This window comes from Mesorhizobium sp. WSM3859 (assembly GCF_002295065.1).
In the GTDB taxonomy this organism is placed as follows: domain Bacteria; phylum Pseudomonadota; class Alphaproteobacteria; order Rhizobiales; family Rhizobiaceae; genus Mesorhizobium.
Window position 1 is genome coordinate 1 of record NZ_NSGG01000017.1, and the last position, 13,814, is coordinate 13,814.

At 64.0% G+C, this 13,814-nt stretch carries 19 protein-coding genes; 5 read left to right on the top strand and 14 right to left on the bottom strand.

Going from position 1 to position 13,814, the window contains the following annotated elements; genetic code table 11:
* A partial coding sequence (locus CK230_RS27420) for a TCP-1/cpn60 chaperonin family protein (protein ID WP_280952573.1) occupies positions 1 to 324 on the top strand: 324 nt, incomplete at its 5' end.
* A gap of 157 nt (positions 325 to 481) precedes the next feature.
* On the opposite strand, the gene CK230_RS27425 is transcribed toward CK230_RS27420, so the two are convergent.
* On the bottom strand, positions 482 to 1,018 hold the full coding sequence (locus CK230_RS27425; protein WP_095819953.1) for an alpha/beta hydrolase: 537 nt from the start codon (positions 1,016 to 1,018) through the stop codon (positions 482 to 484).
* A gap of 132 nt (positions 1,019 to 1,150) precedes the next feature.
* On the opposite strand from CK230_RS27425, the gene CK230_RS27430 reads away from it, so the two are divergent.
* Positions 1,151 to 1,606 (top strand): Lrp/AsnC family transcriptional regulator, encoded by a 456-nt coding sequence (locus CK230_RS27430; protein WP_095819954.1) that lies wholly within the window; start codon positions 1,151 to 1,153, stop codon positions 1,604 to 1,606.
* Positions 1,607 to 1,692: 86 nt separating this feature from the next.
* On the opposite strand, the gene CK230_RS27435 is transcribed toward CK230_RS27430, so the two are convergent.
* From CK230_RS27435 to CK230_RS27445, 3 genes are all read right to left on the bottom strand, one after another.
* Positions 1,693 to 1,869: a hypothetical protein gene (locus CK230_RS27435; protein ID WP_245430073.1), complete on the bottom strand. Its 177-nt coding sequence runs from the start codon at positions 1,867 to 1,869 to the stop codon at positions 1,693 to 1,695.
* A gap of 106 nt (positions 1,870 to 1,975) precedes the next feature.
* Positions 1,976 to 2,491 (bottom strand): OsmC family protein, encoded by a 516-nt coding sequence (locus tag CK230_RS27440; protein WP_095819955.1) that lies wholly within the window; start codon positions 2,489 to 2,491, stop codon positions 1,976 to 1,978.
* A gap of 57 nt (positions 2,492 to 2,548) precedes the next feature.
* A complete protein-coding gene (locus CK230_RS27445; RefSeq protein WP_095819956.1) occupies positions 2,549 to 2,974 on the bottom strand; it encodes a GFA family protein in 426 nt (141 codons plus the stop codon).
* Between the two features lie 186 nt (positions 2,975 to 3,160).
* Between CK230_RS27445 and CK230_RS27450 the strand changes: the two genes are divergently transcribed.
* The gene (locus CK230_RS27450) at positions 3,161 to 4,186 is read left to right on the top strand and encodes an AraC family transcriptional regulator (RefSeq protein WP_176480241.1); all 1,026 of its coding nucleotides are present in this window, start codon (positions 3,161 to 3,163) and stop codon (positions 4,184 to 4,186) included.
* Here the strand turns inward: CK230_RS27450 and CK230_RS27455 are convergent.
* The 7 genes from CK230_RS27455 to CK230_RS27485 form a co-directional block, all read right to left on the bottom strand.
* The gene (locus CK230_RS27455; RefSeq protein WP_095819958.1) at positions 4,183 to 4,794 is read right to left on the bottom strand and encodes a LysE family translocator; all 612 of its coding nucleotides are present in this window, start codon (positions 4,792 to 4,794) and stop codon (positions 4,183 to 4,185) included. The genes CK230_RS27450 and CK230_RS27455 overlap by 4 nt on opposite strands.
* Positions 4,795 to 5,044: 250 nt before the next feature.
* Positions 5,045 to 5,332 (bottom strand): YkgJ family cysteine cluster protein, encoded by a 288-nt coding sequence (locus CK230_RS27460; protein ID WP_176480253.1) that lies wholly within the window; start codon positions 5,330 to 5,332, stop codon positions 5,045 to 5,047.
* Between the two features lie 91 nt (positions 5,333 to 5,423).
* Positions 5,424 to 5,582, bottom strand: a complete 159-nt coding sequence (locus CK230_RS33285) for a hypothetical protein (protein ID WP_176480240.1) — start codon at positions 5,580 to 5,582, stop codon at positions 5,424 to 5,426.
* Between the two features lie 261 nt (positions 5,583 to 5,843).
* Positions 5,844 to 6,173: a YciI family protein gene (locus tag CK230_RS27470; protein WP_095819960.1), complete on the bottom strand. Its 330-nt coding sequence runs from the start codon at positions 6,171 to 6,173 to the stop codon at positions 5,844 to 5,846.
* 101 nt (positions 6,174 to 6,274) lie between these two features.
* Positions 6,275 to 6,934 (bottom strand): glutathione S-transferase family protein, encoded by a 660-nt coding sequence (locus CK230_RS27475; protein WP_095819961.1) that lies wholly within the window; start codon positions 6,932 to 6,934, stop codon positions 6,275 to 6,277.
* Positions 6,935 to 6,952: 18 nt separating this feature from the next.
* A complete protein-coding gene (locus CK230_RS27480; RefSeq protein ID WP_095820062.1) occupies positions 6,953 to 8,356 on the bottom strand; it encodes a patatin-like phospholipase family protein in 1,404 nt (467 codons plus the stop codon).
* Positions 8,357 to 8,520: 164 nt separating this feature from the next.
* A complete protein-coding gene (locus tag CK230_RS27485; protein WP_095819962.1) occupies positions 8,521 to 9,651 on the bottom strand; it encodes a metallophosphoesterase in 1,131 nt (376 codons plus the stop codon).
* Positions 9,652 to 9,804: 153 nt separating this feature from the next.
* On the opposite strand from CK230_RS27485, the gene CK230_RS27490 reads away from it, so the two are divergent.
* On the top strand, positions 9,805 to 10,398 hold the full coding sequence (locus CK230_RS27490; protein ID WP_095819963.1) for a hypothetical protein: 594 nt from the start codon (positions 9,805 to 9,807) through the stop codon (positions 10,396 to 10,398).
* A gap of 65 nt (positions 10,399 to 10,463) precedes the next feature.
* Here CK230_RS27490 and CK230_RS27495 read toward each other — a convergent pair whose 3' ends face one another.
* Entirely contained in the window at positions 10,464 to 11,129 is a 666-nt protein-coding gene (locus CK230_RS27495; protein ID WP_095819964.1) for a TetR/AcrR family transcriptional regulator, read from the bottom strand.
* An 83-nt stretch (positions 11,130 to 11,212) separates the two neighbouring features.
* Here CK230_RS27495 and CK230_RS27500 point away from each other — a divergent pair, with 83 nt between their 5' ends.
* Positions 11,213 to 11,971, top strand: a complete 759-nt coding sequence (locus CK230_RS27500; protein WP_095819965.1) for an NIPSNAP family protein — start codon at positions 11,213 to 11,215, stop codon at positions 11,969 to 11,971.
* On the opposite strand, the gene CK230_RS27505 is transcribed toward CK230_RS27500, so the two are convergent.
* A complete protein-coding gene (locus CK230_RS27505; RefSeq protein ID WP_245430074.1) occupies positions 11,972 to 12,808 on the bottom strand; it encodes an alpha/beta hydrolase in 837 nt (278 codons plus the stop codon).
* A complete protein-coding gene (gene choX / locus CK230_RS27510; protein ID WP_095819967.1) occupies positions 12,805 to 13,743 on the bottom strand; it encodes a choline ABC transporter substrate-binding protein in 939 nt (312 codons plus the stop codon). Before choX ends, CK230_RS27505 begins: the two co-directional genes overlap by 4 nt.
* Between the last annotated feature and the right edge of the window lie 71 nt (positions 13,744 to 13,814).

Below are 13,814 nucleotides of genomic sequence, written 5' to 3' on the forward strand. Positions count from 1 at the left end.
CGCGCGCTGCAGTCCCCGGCCCGCCAGATCGCGGCCAACGCCGGTGCTGAAGCCTCGATCGTTGCTGGCAAGATCCTCGAGAACAAGGGGGCGACCTTCGGCTTCAACGCCCAGACCGGCGAGTATGGCGACATGATCGCCATGGGCATCGTCGACCCGGTCAAGGTCGTGCGCACCGCTCTCCAGGACGCGGCCTCGGTCGCTGGCCTGCTCGTCACCACCGAAGCCATGATCGCCGAAGCTCCGAAGAAGGAAGCTGCCGGCGGTATGCCGGGCGGCATGCCCGGCGGCGGCATGGGTGGCATGGGCGGTATGGACTTCTAAGAAGTCCATAAAGCACGCCCATCAACTAACATTGCTCAAGCCCGCAAGCGGGCTTGAGTGGCGGCATGGATTTCTAATCCAAGCTATCCAGCGAGTGCATACGGAAGGGCGGCAGCAATGCCGCCCTTTTTCGTTATTCGCACGCCAACGCTGGGCATCAGGCTGCTTCCGCGACAAGGCCATCGAGCAAAGCGCGGCCCTGCGGCCAGTCGCCCATTCCGCTTTGCGCGTTGATATGGCCGGCCGAGCCGATGACGGCGATGCCGCTGCCCCACCGCGCCGCCCTCGCCTCGGCATAGTCGCACGATCCGTAGGGATCGTCCGTGCTGGCGACCACCAGCGAGGTAAAACGCAATCTGTCCTGGGGGATCCTGGCGAAGGCCATGCCGTAGACCGGGAACACAGCCGCCATCGGATCGGGGACCGCGACCAGCATGGCGGCGCGGACCGGACGTTGCGAAATCTTCTGCCAATGCGCGACCAGCAGGCAAGACAGGCTGTGCGCCACCAGAACGGGCGGCTCTGGCGCTTCGATCACAGCTGCCTCCAGAGCCGCCAGCCAGTCGGTGAAATCAGGCAGGTCCCAGCTCGATGGCCGGAAACGCCGCATCGCCGGATCGGTATCTTCCCAGCGCGATTGCCAATGCGTAGGCCCCGAGCCGCCGCTGCCCGGCAGGATAATGAAATGCGTCATGTCGCCTTGCTCCTATCGATCAACAGGGGCATGGTGGCGTCTTGCCACGGGAGCGGGAATAGGAAATCATCGGAGAAATGACTTCGAATCCGATGGATTCAAGGTGAAGCTGAAAAACCCGATGAGCAAGTTATGTTCGACCCCACCGACATTGCCATTGTCGAAGCCTTGCAGGAGAACGGGCGTATCGGCATGTCCGAACTTGGCCGCCGTGTCGGCCTCTCGCAGCCGGCGACCTCTGAGCGGGTGAAACGCCTGGAGGAGCGAGGCGTCATTGCCGGTTACACCGCCGTGATCAACCCGGCCGCGCTCGGCCTGGGCATGATGGCCATCATCCGGGTGCGCACCACGCATGAGCATATCCGCCCCTGCCTCAGGCAGTTCGCCGAGATGCCACAGATCACCGAAGTGCACCGGCTTACCGGCGAGGACTGCTTCATCATCAAAGTGGTCGTCCCCTCGCCGGCGCAGCTTGAAAGCATCGTCGACGCCGTGGCGCGTCATGGTTCCGTCACGACGGCGCTGGTGCTGCGCAGCGAGACACCCAAGCCGATAGGCCGCGATCTGATCCGGCAGTCGGTCCGCTAGCGCGTTCCACCGTTGAAAGGAAGCGCGAAACGCTCTGTCGGCAAACCTTGATCGGCCCGCGCGATCGAGTTGGCCGCTCAAAATGGTCAATGCGGCCCCGCAGTGGCCTGACCGGCAAGCACCGCCTGCTCGACCAGCGCGGCGACCTCGTCGGCAACGGTCTGGACCGGAGTGCGGTCGCGGGTGGCGCGGGCGATCACCATGAGGCCTTCCGGCGAGGATTCGACCAGCAGCGCCAGCGCCTGCGCGCGCCGCTCTGGCAAAATCGTCGAGGCGATGGGCTATGTGAAAGGATAGGCCTGGCGCGAAAAGCCGCGCTCAGGCCCAACCCGGAACCTGCCCGCCAGGATCTCGGTTCCGGGCAAAGTGTCACGAGACCACCCTGTTGAGCTTCACGAAGGTCTTCGGGCTGCGCTGGATGGTCTGGAAGATCACACAGTAGCGATCGGTGAGTTCCATGAGTTGGGTCAGCCGGCTTTGCTCGACATCCGACTCGATGTCGAAGCGCAGGCGGATTTCCTTGAAGCCGACCGGCACGCCTTCCGTGACCCCCAGCGTGCCGCGAAGGTCGACGTCGCCCTCGGCGGAGATTTCCGCCGACTTGATCGGGATCTCGAGCACGGCCGCGGCCGCCCGCATCGAAACGCCGGCGCAGGCGATCAAAGCCTCCAGCAGCATGTCGCCGGAACAAAGCTCCTGGCCGCTGCCGCCGGCCTTCGGATGGATGCCGGCGAGCGCCAGCCCGCGCCCCGTCTCGACCTTGCAGGTCACCTTTGAGTCGTCGGCGCTGCCCTCCGCCTTCAAGGTAAGAAGCGCGGCCCGCGCGTCCTTGCGATAAAGATCCTTGATCGGCTCCTGCGTGGCGCGAAACGTCGCGATATCCATTGCTGTTCTCCTGTCGTGAATTGCGGTTGCTTGAAAGTCGTCAGCCATCGTCCGGACCTATTCCGGGACCGCGATGCCGGAGCCGCCGAGCTCGGCGGGAAAGTCCTTCAGCTTCGGCAGCCCGTCCTTCATCGGCAGGACCGTCTCGGCGTAGTTGACATGGACCCCCGGCGCGAATTCCACCGTCGGTATGGTGGCCGCATAGACGTCGACCAGCCCGAGAGGCGGATGGTCCGTCATCAGATGGCCGCCGCATTTGGTGCAGAACTGGCGATCGCTCATCGCTGACTTCTCGAAGCCGGACAGAAACTCCGCGCCCTTGATGACCTTGACGTTCTGAGGCTTCCACAGCGTGAAAGCGTTCACTGGAGACGCCGACCACGAACGACAGGAACTGCAATGGCAGTAGCCCATTGCCTCCGCGTTTCCGTGGACTTCGATTTCCACGGCGCCGCAAAAACACCCGCCCTTATGTACCGTCATGACTTTCGTCCTTTTCTTTCGTTGCGTTCGATTGCGCGAAGCGCTCAATTGAGGACAGCTCTTGGCGCCGGTTGGGGTTTAAAGCTTTCGGCCTGGGACGGAATGACGGGCCGTCCGCGTTAGTTGACAGCGCGTCCGGAACTCGAATGGGATATCGCGCAGCTGGCTTAGCGGGACATGGGTGGAATGGCCGGGGATGCTCTGTCTGACCTTTTGAAAACGGTGCGCCTCACCGGCGCGACGTTCTTCGACATCGAGGCCCAGGATCCGTGGGCGGTGTGCTCGCCTGCGCCCGCCTCGATACTACCGAGGATACTGCCGGGCGCCGACCACCTGATTTCCTATCACGTGCTGACGGAGGGCCGCTGCTTTGCCCGCATCGTCGGCCAGGAGGCTATCCCGGTGGAAGCCGGCGAGGTCGTGGTCTTCACCCACAGCGATCCGTATATCATGTCGAGCACGCCAGACCTCAGGGCCGACCCGCCCACGGCGGATGTCTTGCAGATTGCTGCCGCAAGCCAGACGCCCTTCCCGATCAACTACGTCAAGGACGGATCGCTGTCGGCGCGGCTGGTCTGCGGTTATCTCGCCTGCCATGCCCTGTCCTTCAATCCGCTGCTCGAAGCGCTGCCGCCCGTCATCAAGGCGGGCGACGTCAAAGGCGATGGCGGCTGGCTCGGCCAGTTCATCAGATTGGCGGTCTCGGAAGTGGCCGAGAAGCGGGCCGGCAGCGAAACGGTGCTTACCAAGCTCAGCGAACTGATGTTCGTCGACGTGCTGCGCCGCTATGTGGAATCGCTGCCGCCGCAGCAAACCGGTTGGCTGGCGGGCCTGCGCGATCCGCATCTGGCGAAGGCGCTGGCGCTGATTCACGACCGGCCGGCACACAATTGGACGGTGGAGGCGCTGGCCAAGGAGTCCGCCTTGTCGCGGACCGTGCTCGCCGAGCGCTTCACCAAAATCGTCGGGATGCCGCCGATGCACTACCTTGCCAAATGGCGCATGCAAATCGCCTCGGAACTGCTGAGTGCCGGAAACAGCAACGTCGCCAGCATCGCGGCGGATATAGGCTATGAATCGGAAGCCGCCTTCAGCCGTGCCTTCAAGAAGATGATCGGCGTCCCGCCCTCGGCCTGGCGCCTCGGCGTTAGAGCTGCGGCCGACTCCGGAAGCGACGAGGCTTCCGAGACCGGCAACGGATCAAGGAGCTAGCGATCCGCCACAGCCAGCTTGGCGCCGAGCATGACGAAGGCGGCGGCGAAGCTGCGGCGCATCCAGGTCAGCACCTTCGGCCGCGACACGATGTGGCTGCGCACCGAAGCCGCGAACACTCCATAGACGGCGAAGACAGCGAAGGTCATCAGCATGAAGACGCCTGAGAGCTCCAGCATCCTGGCGAAAGCATGCGGCTCGGTGGTGCTGACGAATTGCGGCAGGAAGGCGAAGAAGAAGATCGACAGTTTCGGGTTCAGCACGTTGACCAGGATGCCAGTGGTGATGGTCCTGGCGGTCGAGCGCGGCGCGGCGTCCTCATCGATGCTGAGGCCGCCTTTTTCCTTCAACGTGTTCCAGGCCATGTAGAGCAGGTAGGCGACTCCGAGATATTTCAGCGTCTCGAAGGCGACGGCGCTGGTGTGCAGCACCGCGGCGAGGCCAGTGATGGCGGCCGCCATATGCGGAATGATGCCCAGCGTGCAGGCGAAGGCGGCGACGACCGAGGCACGCGCGCCGCGCGAGAGGCCGGCGCTCAGCGTGTAGAGGACGCCGGTGCCGGGCGAGGCCACGATAATCAGCGACGTCAGCAAGAATTCGATGCTCATGAATTTCCTCCGCGGCCCTGCCCGGCCGGAAGGTACCGGGAGGTGTGGCGTGAGGCAAGCAGGGCGAGAGCGTGATCTCCCCCCTTGTGGGGGAGATGGCCGGCAGGCCAGAGGGGGGCGCGAAGGAATGCGGCCTCTCAGTTTCCGCTTTTTGAAATCTGCTCGGATGTCCGATCGAAGCTCGCCTGAGACGCCGGCGGGACAGCGCCCCCCTCTGTCCTGCCGGACATCTCCCCCACAAGGGGGGAGATTAGCTAATCACCAGCCCATGCGCCGCCCTCGCCATCAGGCAATCGTCGCCGCCAGGCATGCAGGCGCGGCAGACATCTGGGCGGAGATCATAGACGCCGCAGGCGGTGTGCTTGCCAACCTCGCCGGTGAGCGCCGAGCAGCGCACGCCATCACAGCGCATGCCGGACTGGTCGGCCGCCACCAGTTCGAGCGGGATGCGGTCCAGTTGCTCATCCTCCTCGGTCGAGAAGCGCGGCCAGTCGGCCGAATAGGAGCAGCAGGCACCGCAGCTCTGGCAGTCGAACACGGCCGCGCCATCGCCCCCCGGCCAGCCGGAATCGACTGCCGTAGCGGACGGCCAAGGCAAGCGACTGTGGTCGGCTTCGTGCGGCAATCTTCTACTTCTTCCTCGTCTTGCGCGGCGGCTTCTGGGGCGGCTGCCCGAGAAGATCGAGGTCGAGCGGTTTGTCGGCTTTCGGCGCGGCGGCCGGCTTGGCCAGTTTCGTGGCAGCGGCCGGAGCCGGCGGCTGCTCCTTGGCGGAAAATTTGATGGCCATGTCGATCCCTGAAAAGCGTCGGTGACTCACCTCGCGATCGACCGGTCCTAGCACACAATCGGGCAAGCGGAACGGAAAAGACCTGCGGTTGCCGATCGGTCGTGACGTCTGCGAACAGACGTCAACTATTTTGCCGAGCTAGGGAACCGCCGCCGGAGCCGGGCGTTATTGCAATGCCGTCAGCAGTCGAAAGAAGGCTAACGGCACAAGGACGCCTCCCGCGCCATAAAACGCGCGAGAGGCGTTCTTTTTGTGCGGCGCCTACATGATCACGCTCAACATCGGCAGGATTTCATAGCGGAAGCCGCGGCCCGATCTCGCCACCGGGTCGCCGTCGGTCACCGCCCTAGCCTCGGCTTCGCTGCCGGCACGCAGGATCAGCAGCCCCCAAGGGCCGGCCGGATCGGCGACCGGGCCTGCCATGATCATGCTGCCTTCGCGGAGCTTCTCGCGCAGATAGTCGGCATGGCGGCCCATCAGCGCCCTTTCCTCCTCCGTCATGGTGAAGGCGAAATCCGGCCGCGGCGGGATCAGCCGGCAATGGAAGATTTTGGGCGCGGTGGCTTTACGCGGTGCTTCGCTGCTGGCCATGCGGTCTTCCTCCCGGGTCAATATTGCGCCGGCCAGTTCCACAGGCGCAAGAGACCTTTCAATCCATGCCGGAAACCGCGGCCTGAAAACCCGTCCGCCTGTTAATCCTGTTCGTGCGGCCCTGGCTCCGGCCACGGCTCCTTCGCGGCTTCCGCATACCAGTGTCGCATCGCGGGCGTCGCCAACACCGCGTCGACATAGGCGCGGGTGACGGGCGCCAGCTCGCCGCCATAAGTATCAAAGCGTGTGACCACGGGCGCATACATGGCATCGGCCGCGGTGAAATGACCGAACAGGAACGGGCCGCCCTGGCCATATTGCTCGCGGCACTGTCGCCAGATCGCCTCGATCCTTGCCCGCTGCGCCTCGCCCTCGGCATCGAGCGGCTTGTGCGATTTCGGCCGGCGCAGATTCATCGGCCAGCCGTAGCGAACCTCGCGGAAGCCTGAATGCATCTCGGTCGCCACCGAGCGCGCCAGCGCGCGGGCGCCGATATCCTCGGGCCAAAGCTTCTTCTCGGGATAGAGATCGGCCAGATATTCAAGGATAGCAAGCGTTTCCCAGACGATCCTGCCATTATGATTCAACACCGGTACCAGGCCGGTCGGCGACACCTTGGCAAGGTTGGCGAAGGTCTGCGGCGTGCGCAGGCGCACGAAGCCCTCCTCGAAGGGAATCTCCAAGTGCTTCATCGCCACCCAGGGCCGCAGCGACCATGAGGAAAAGCACTTGTTGCCGATATAGAGGGTGAACTCTGCCAAGACTGTCTCCTGATGATGTCAATTCGCTTCGGCCGTCGTGATCGTCGCCGACCTGACACCGGCACGGGCCTGGATCGCAGCCACCGCCGCCTGTATGTCGGGATTGACTTCGAACGCCTTGCGGCCGGCGCCGATCAGGAGGTCGACCTGATCGACAGGCAGCCTGAGCCTGGTCGGGATCTCGTTCAGCTTCGCCTCGGTTGGCGGGTCGAGATCGGCGAAGGACAAATGCTGGACCACGAGGTGCACGTCACGGCAGTTCCAGCCGCCGGCCAAGCCGCGATAGGCGGAAACGGCCGAGCCCGGCAGGCCGCAGCGGAAGCGCACCAGCTCGCCTTTCCATTGCGAGACGGCGAGCGTCAGCGCATCGAATTCGTCGCGCACCGAGGCGGCAAGCGTGGTGCTGGTCGTCACATTGAAAAGCTCGCTGGCCTTCGGTCCATGCACCGACTTCGTCCAGGCTTTGTTGCTGCCGCTTCCGGCGTCGACGACGATGAAGATCAGCGTGTTCAGGCGTACGGCTTCCGAGGGCGACAGCGGCCCGTAGGGCGTGCCGGCGGCCGAGCGCTCGAGCGTGAAGCCGGTGACGCCGATATTGTCGGTAAGGCCGCCGTCCAGCAGCTTCACATAGTCGCGCGGGCCGGCGTTCTGGTAGGCGTCGAGCGCCTTGGCATAGGCCTTGAGCCGCAGCGAGGCGTTGCGGTCGGCCAACGCCTCACTCAGCCAGCCGGGCCGGTGGTAGCCGCAATCGGGACTGGTCGCCGCGACGACGATCGGCGCAAAGACGACGGGCACGGCAGCGGATGCCGCGACGCCGTCGGCAAGCCGCACCTTGTCGAGATCGCTGCAGAGAGCTGCAAAGGTGTCGTAGGTGAACAGGAAGGGCGTGCCGTTGTAGATGTCGGACGCGTTGATCCAGACGATCGGCCCGTTCGGCTTGTGCAACGCCTTGAACGTCGCGCCGTCGAAGAGATGGTCGTTCAGCCATTTGGCGAAGCCGCTTCGGTCGTTGACGCCGCCATAATAGGCACGCACCAGGTTGACCGGCGAGATCGCCTCCCTGAGGTCGGCTTCCGCGTTCTGGATGAGAAAGCGCTCGCGGAAATCCTGGTAGCCATCCCTGCCCTTGTAGCCGAAATAGGCGGCGGTGATGGCGCCGCCGGAGGCGCCGGAGATCATCCTTATGTCGTCGACCAGCGTGCGCCGTTTCGGGCGTTGGTCGATGACGACGTCGTCAAGCGCCCGCAACACGCCGTAGGAAAAGGCGGCCGCCCGCGTGCCTCCGCCGGAGAACGCCAGACCCACGACAGTCGAACCGTCATCGGCGGGATCGGGGATGTAGGTGGGCGACGGGTGACCTGCTTGTTTGGTCAGCGTGTTGATCGGTCCGACATCGTCGGCAACGCAGCCGGCCACGGCCATCAGCACTGCGACAAAGGCCACACGAAGACGCAAATCCAGTTCCCCCAAGGGCTGCCCTCTCCCGCAGCCGCGACGAACCCTAGCCGGATTGCGTTGCCCGATGCAATCGCACCTCCCAAGCACCTTGATGACAGGACCACCAAGGCCGCCGCCAGGCGGCCCTTTCATGCCTGGAATTGCTTGGCGAAAGCGTTGGTGAAGACGATCTCGCCATGGTCGCCGGCCGCCTCGCCAAGCACCACATCCATGTTGTCGGCCGTGACCCTGGCCAGCGCGAAGCCGCCCATATAGGCCGCCTTCGGCTTGATGAGGTCGAGCCCGTCGCGCTGATAGATCATCGGCACTTCGTGCTGGTGGCCGTGAAAGACCGCAATCACATTGTAGCCCTTGATCGCGGCCAGCAGCGCCTGGCGATCGGCTTCGCCCCACCAATGCGGGCGGCCGGCGCCATCGTCATCAAAAGTGCGCTTCACCGGATCCCAGCGCTCGGTCGAGAAGGTGTCCCAACCATAATGCTGGAAGATGACCACAGGTCGGCCATCGCCGGCATATGTGGCAAGGTCCTGCTTCAGCCAGGGCAGGCTGCTCGGCGCGGCATGGCCGGTGTCGCCGGCGAAGCGGTGCGTCTGGATGAGATGCAGGCCGCCCCAGTCCCAGGAATAGCAATCGGTATCGACGTCATATTCGGTCGCCGGCACCGGCGGCTTGAAGAACACGCCGGGGCGATGATTGACCTCGACATAGTCGCGCAATTCGCGGCGATACCAATCGACATGCGGCGGCGAGCCGTTCTGGTCGAGATCGTGGTTGCCCAGCCCGACATAGACCGGGATGTGGACGCGGTCCGGCCCCATACCTTCCTGGTAGCGCTGGGAGAACTGCAGAAGCTGCGTGCCTTCGCTGGGCTCGGTGACCTGACCGCCGCCATCGTCGGTGATGTCGCCGCCGGTGACGAGGCCGAGCGGCGTGCCGATGCGGGTGCCGGCCGAATGCAGGCCGGTGGCAACGCCGTTGATCTCGGCCGGCCACCTTTTGTCGGCGATGGCGTTCAGGGCCGCGACATTGCGCAGAAGGGCGGCATCGGTCTTGCCCTCCTGCAGGCAGTTGGGACTGAGGCCGCTTGCCATGCGGCAGGCATGAATGTCGGCGATGAAGAGGAAGGTGGCGTCGATCGGCTGGATGCGCTTTCCAGTCTGGCCGAAGGCCACCCGCGGAACGACGCCGGCGGCAGCGAGCCCACCCATGCGGGCGATGAAGGTGCGGCGCGAAACGATTGCTGGCGAAGAGTGATTCATCGTCGCCCGATTAAACACCCTCGAACCGCCTCGTCCAGTTCAATGCCCGGCCCGCGCCTGGAGACTATTCATGCAAGGCATGAAAAGCTCCTGGGTCGACAGCGCGGCGGCGGTCTGTCATTGCTTTGGTACATGCATCCAGGGGAAGAACGCATGAAAACCCTTACAACCGGCGTCGTGTTCGCCATGCTCACCTTCGCTGGCGCCGCGCAGGCCTCGGACTGCGTCGACGCAAAGTCCGCCAAGGCCGGTTTCGTGCTCGAAAAGGCCGGCATAAGCAGCGAGTTCCGACCGGCGCCCGGCGGCATGGTCGCGGTCGCCAACAAGTATCAATCGGATTCGCCGCAGATACAGTATCTTTATGCCGGGCTGATCGAGGTGTTCCGCGACAGCGACACCGGGCGGCTGTCGATGATCCCGCTCGGCGACTTGAAGAAGCTGTTCCCGCTGAAGGCGGGCGCGAAGAGCAAGGCCGTATTCGTGCGGCTGTCTTCGAAAAAGGCCCCGCAGGGCACCGAGACGCTGGCGCTCGCCGTCAAGGGCAAGGACACCTACAGGCTCGGCGACTGCAAATACAATGTGCTCGTGGTCGGCGAAACGATCACCGGCGAGAATGGCAACGTCATCGATACCTTCACCGCGCTCTATTCGCCGGACCTGCAAGCGGTGCTGGCGCGGCGATATGACGAAGGGACGAGCGCGCAGAGCGAGGTGGGGTTCGAGAGGATCAAGCCGCTTAAGAAGTAATTGGCAGCCGCTCTTAAATTTTCAAGCGAAAGCGATCCCTCACACACCCCCTGTCCCGCCAGCGTCTATCGTAACAAGATCCTGCGGCGTCGCCTCGCTGCCAGTCCGCTGGAAGACGGATACACGCTTTCCAATCCCTTCAAGCACTCTCGCAATACTCTGGCGTCCTGCGACGTCTTGGCCATCGACATGGCGCCGGAATAGGCCGCCACCGCGAGCGCGGCGAAGCGGTCGGGATCGGTGCCGCCCTCCGCGCCGTCCAGCTGGTCGGCCCGGATCTTATCGGCGATAGCCTGCCGCCATCCGGCGAAGATTCCGGCCAGCGCCGAGCGGAATTCATCATCGGCCAGCGACAATTCATGCGCGAGGTTGTTGAGCGGGCAGCCGCGCACATAACCTTGCTGCTCCAGCTCCGCCGCCACCGCTTCGAACACGGCCCGCACGCCTTCGCGGGCCGAGGGCGCCGCCAGCACCGGGTCGATCCAGGTTTCCTGGACCGCGGCCGCGACCCGCTCCTCGATCACCGCGAGCGCCAACGCCTTCTTGGTCGGGAAATGGTGGTGCAGCGCGCCGCCGGTGACGCCGGCAGCCGCCATCAGATCGCCGAGGCTGGAGGCATGATAGCCGCGCGCCTGGAAGGAACCTTCCGCCACGTCGAGCACACGCCGGCGCATGCCTTCGGGATCGTTGGTGCGCTTCTTGCGAGGCCGTACAGCAATCTCTCCTGACATCGGATCACGATAGCAGATTGACAAAACAGGACAACCGGTCTGTTTATAAAACAGGACGATCACCCTGTTTTGAGATTTCAATCATGAACCGACCCTCTCGCCTTGCCTCGCCTGTCGTGGAACTGCGGCAATACACGCTGAAGCCCGGACAGCGCGAAACGCTGATTGCCCTCTTCGACCGCGAGTTCGTCGAGACACAGGAAGCGACCGGTATGACCGTCATCGGCCAGTTCCGCGATGTCGACCGACCGGACATGTTCGTCTGGCTGCGCGGTTTCGGCGACATGGTGGCGCGGAGAAATGCGCTGGCCGCCTTCTATGGCGGGCCGGTCTGGGCCGAGCATCGGGATGCCGCCAATGCGACGATGATCGATTCCGACGACGTGCTGCTGCTCAAACCGGCCTGGCGGGGTGCGGAATTCGACCTCTCAAACTTGCAGCGGACGACGGCCGATAAGGCTGAAATTATGAGCGGTGAAAACCGTTTGCCCGGTTTTGTTGAGATTTCGATTCATCATTTGCGGCCAGGCACCGAAGCCGGTTTTGCCGAGCGCTTCGAGGCGGAGGCGGTCCCGCCGCTTGTGGCAAGCGGCGCCCGGCTGCTTGGCGCCTTCGTCACCGAGCATTCCGAAAACACGTTTCCGCGTTTGCCCGTGCGCGCTGCCGAAAATGTCTTCGTCATCGTCACCGGTTTCGACGATGGCGATACCCATGCCGGCCATCGGGCCGCCCTCGCCGGTTTGCCGGCATGGCTGGCGGCCCGCGAAACCATGCAGACTTTTTCCACTAAGCCGGTTGAGACGTTGCGGCTGACGCCGACGAGCCGATCGCTTTTGCGATAATCACGCGGCCGGCAACATGCCGGCTATTGCCTCGGCGACAAAGGCTGGGTCTTCCCAATGCGGGTTGTGGCCGCATTCCCGCGCCCACACCCTACGCGATCCGGCGAGCGCCTCGGCCATGGCCTGCTGGTGCGCCGCTCCGAAAAGCGGATCGTGCCCCCCGGCGATGATCAGCGCCGGGGCCTGCACGGCCCTCGCAGCGGCGGTCAGATCGGTGTGGCGGATTTCTTCGAGAATGGCGCGCCAGCGCGCCGCCGGAATCGCGGAGGCGTCCTGCGCGAGGCCGGCGAGAAAGGCACGCGGCACACCTGGCCGGCAAGCATGCCACCAGTCATAGAACGGATCCGACGGCGAGATCGGGTCGCGCAAGGCCGCCACACCGTCGATCAGTTGGTGATGCGATCCGAAATCGGGCTTCAGCGTGCTGGCCAGGATGACCAGCCCACCGATCAATTCCGGATGGCGCGCGGCCAGCGCGATCGACACCATGCCGCCCAGCGAGTGGCCGATGACAACCGGCCGGTTCAGCCGCAAGTGCCGGATCAACCCGGCCATGTCGTCGGCGAAATCGGCGGCGCCGCAGCCCTCGCCTGCAGCAGAGCCGCCATGACCACGCAAGTCCGGCATGATCAGCCGGCGCCCGGAAAGATGCGGAGCCAGCAGCGAAAAACTGCGGCTGGTGTCGGTGAAGCCATGCACCAAGAGCAAAGGCGGCTCCGAACCAGCGATCTCGACATAGGCAAGCTCGAGGCCGCCGACATCGACCATCCGCTTGCGGGAGGGCCAGGTGGACTGCTCGATGTCCTGATCCGTTAGCTCCGGAGCTGCCTGCCTCACAGTCCGAGCTTTTCCTTGACCGCGGCAAGGCCGGGCTTGCCGTCGAAAGTGGTGACGCCGGCGAGCCAGGCATCGAGGCGATCCTTATGCAAGGCGATCGACTTCAGCGCGCCCTCCTCCGGCTTCATGCCGTCATTGATGAGATAGCCCATGCCGACATTTTCCATGTCGATGTCGAAGGCGAGGTTCTTCAGGAGTTGCGCCACGTTCGGGCACTCCTGCAGAAAACCCTTGCGCACCTGCGTCGTCACCGTGGCGGCGCCGAAATTCGGACCGAAGAACTTGTCGCCGCCGGTCAGATACTTGAAGTCGTACATCGTATTCATCGGATGCGGCGCCCAGCCCTGGAAGACGATGAACTGCTTCTCCTTGATCTCGTAGCCGACCTCCGAGAGCATACCGGCCTCACTCGACTCCACCACCTGCCAACCAGCGAGATCGAATTGCGGATCGGCGATGGCGTCCATCATCAGCTGGTTGGAGCCCGGCTCGATGCCGTACATCTTCTTGCCGAACTTGTCGGCGAATTTGTGCAGGTCTGACAGGTCCTTGACGCCGGCCTCCCAGACATAAGTCGGCACGGCGAAAGTGTATTTGGCGCCGACCAGATTGACCCGCACATTCTCGATCGAGCCGTCCTTCTTGTAGGGCTCGTAATAGGTGACCATCGCCGGATCCCAGTAGCCGAGGAACAGGTCGAGGTCCTTGTTCTTCATGCCCTCGTAGATGACGTTGATGCCGAGCACCTCGCTCTGCGGCTCGTAGCCGAGCGCCTGGAGCAGCACCTTGGCCACCCCGGTGGTGAAGGCGAGATCGTTCCAGCCGGGCTCGGCCATGCGGACCGTTTTGCAGCTCTCGGCCTCAGCGGCCCGGGCCGCCTGGGAAGCCATCATCAGGGCCGCGACACAGACGCCATTCGCAAGCATGCGCAACATTCTGGTTCTCCTCTTTCGATCGTTTTGACCTATTGGTCATTTTATTGTCCCATCGGTCAATCATTGATCTG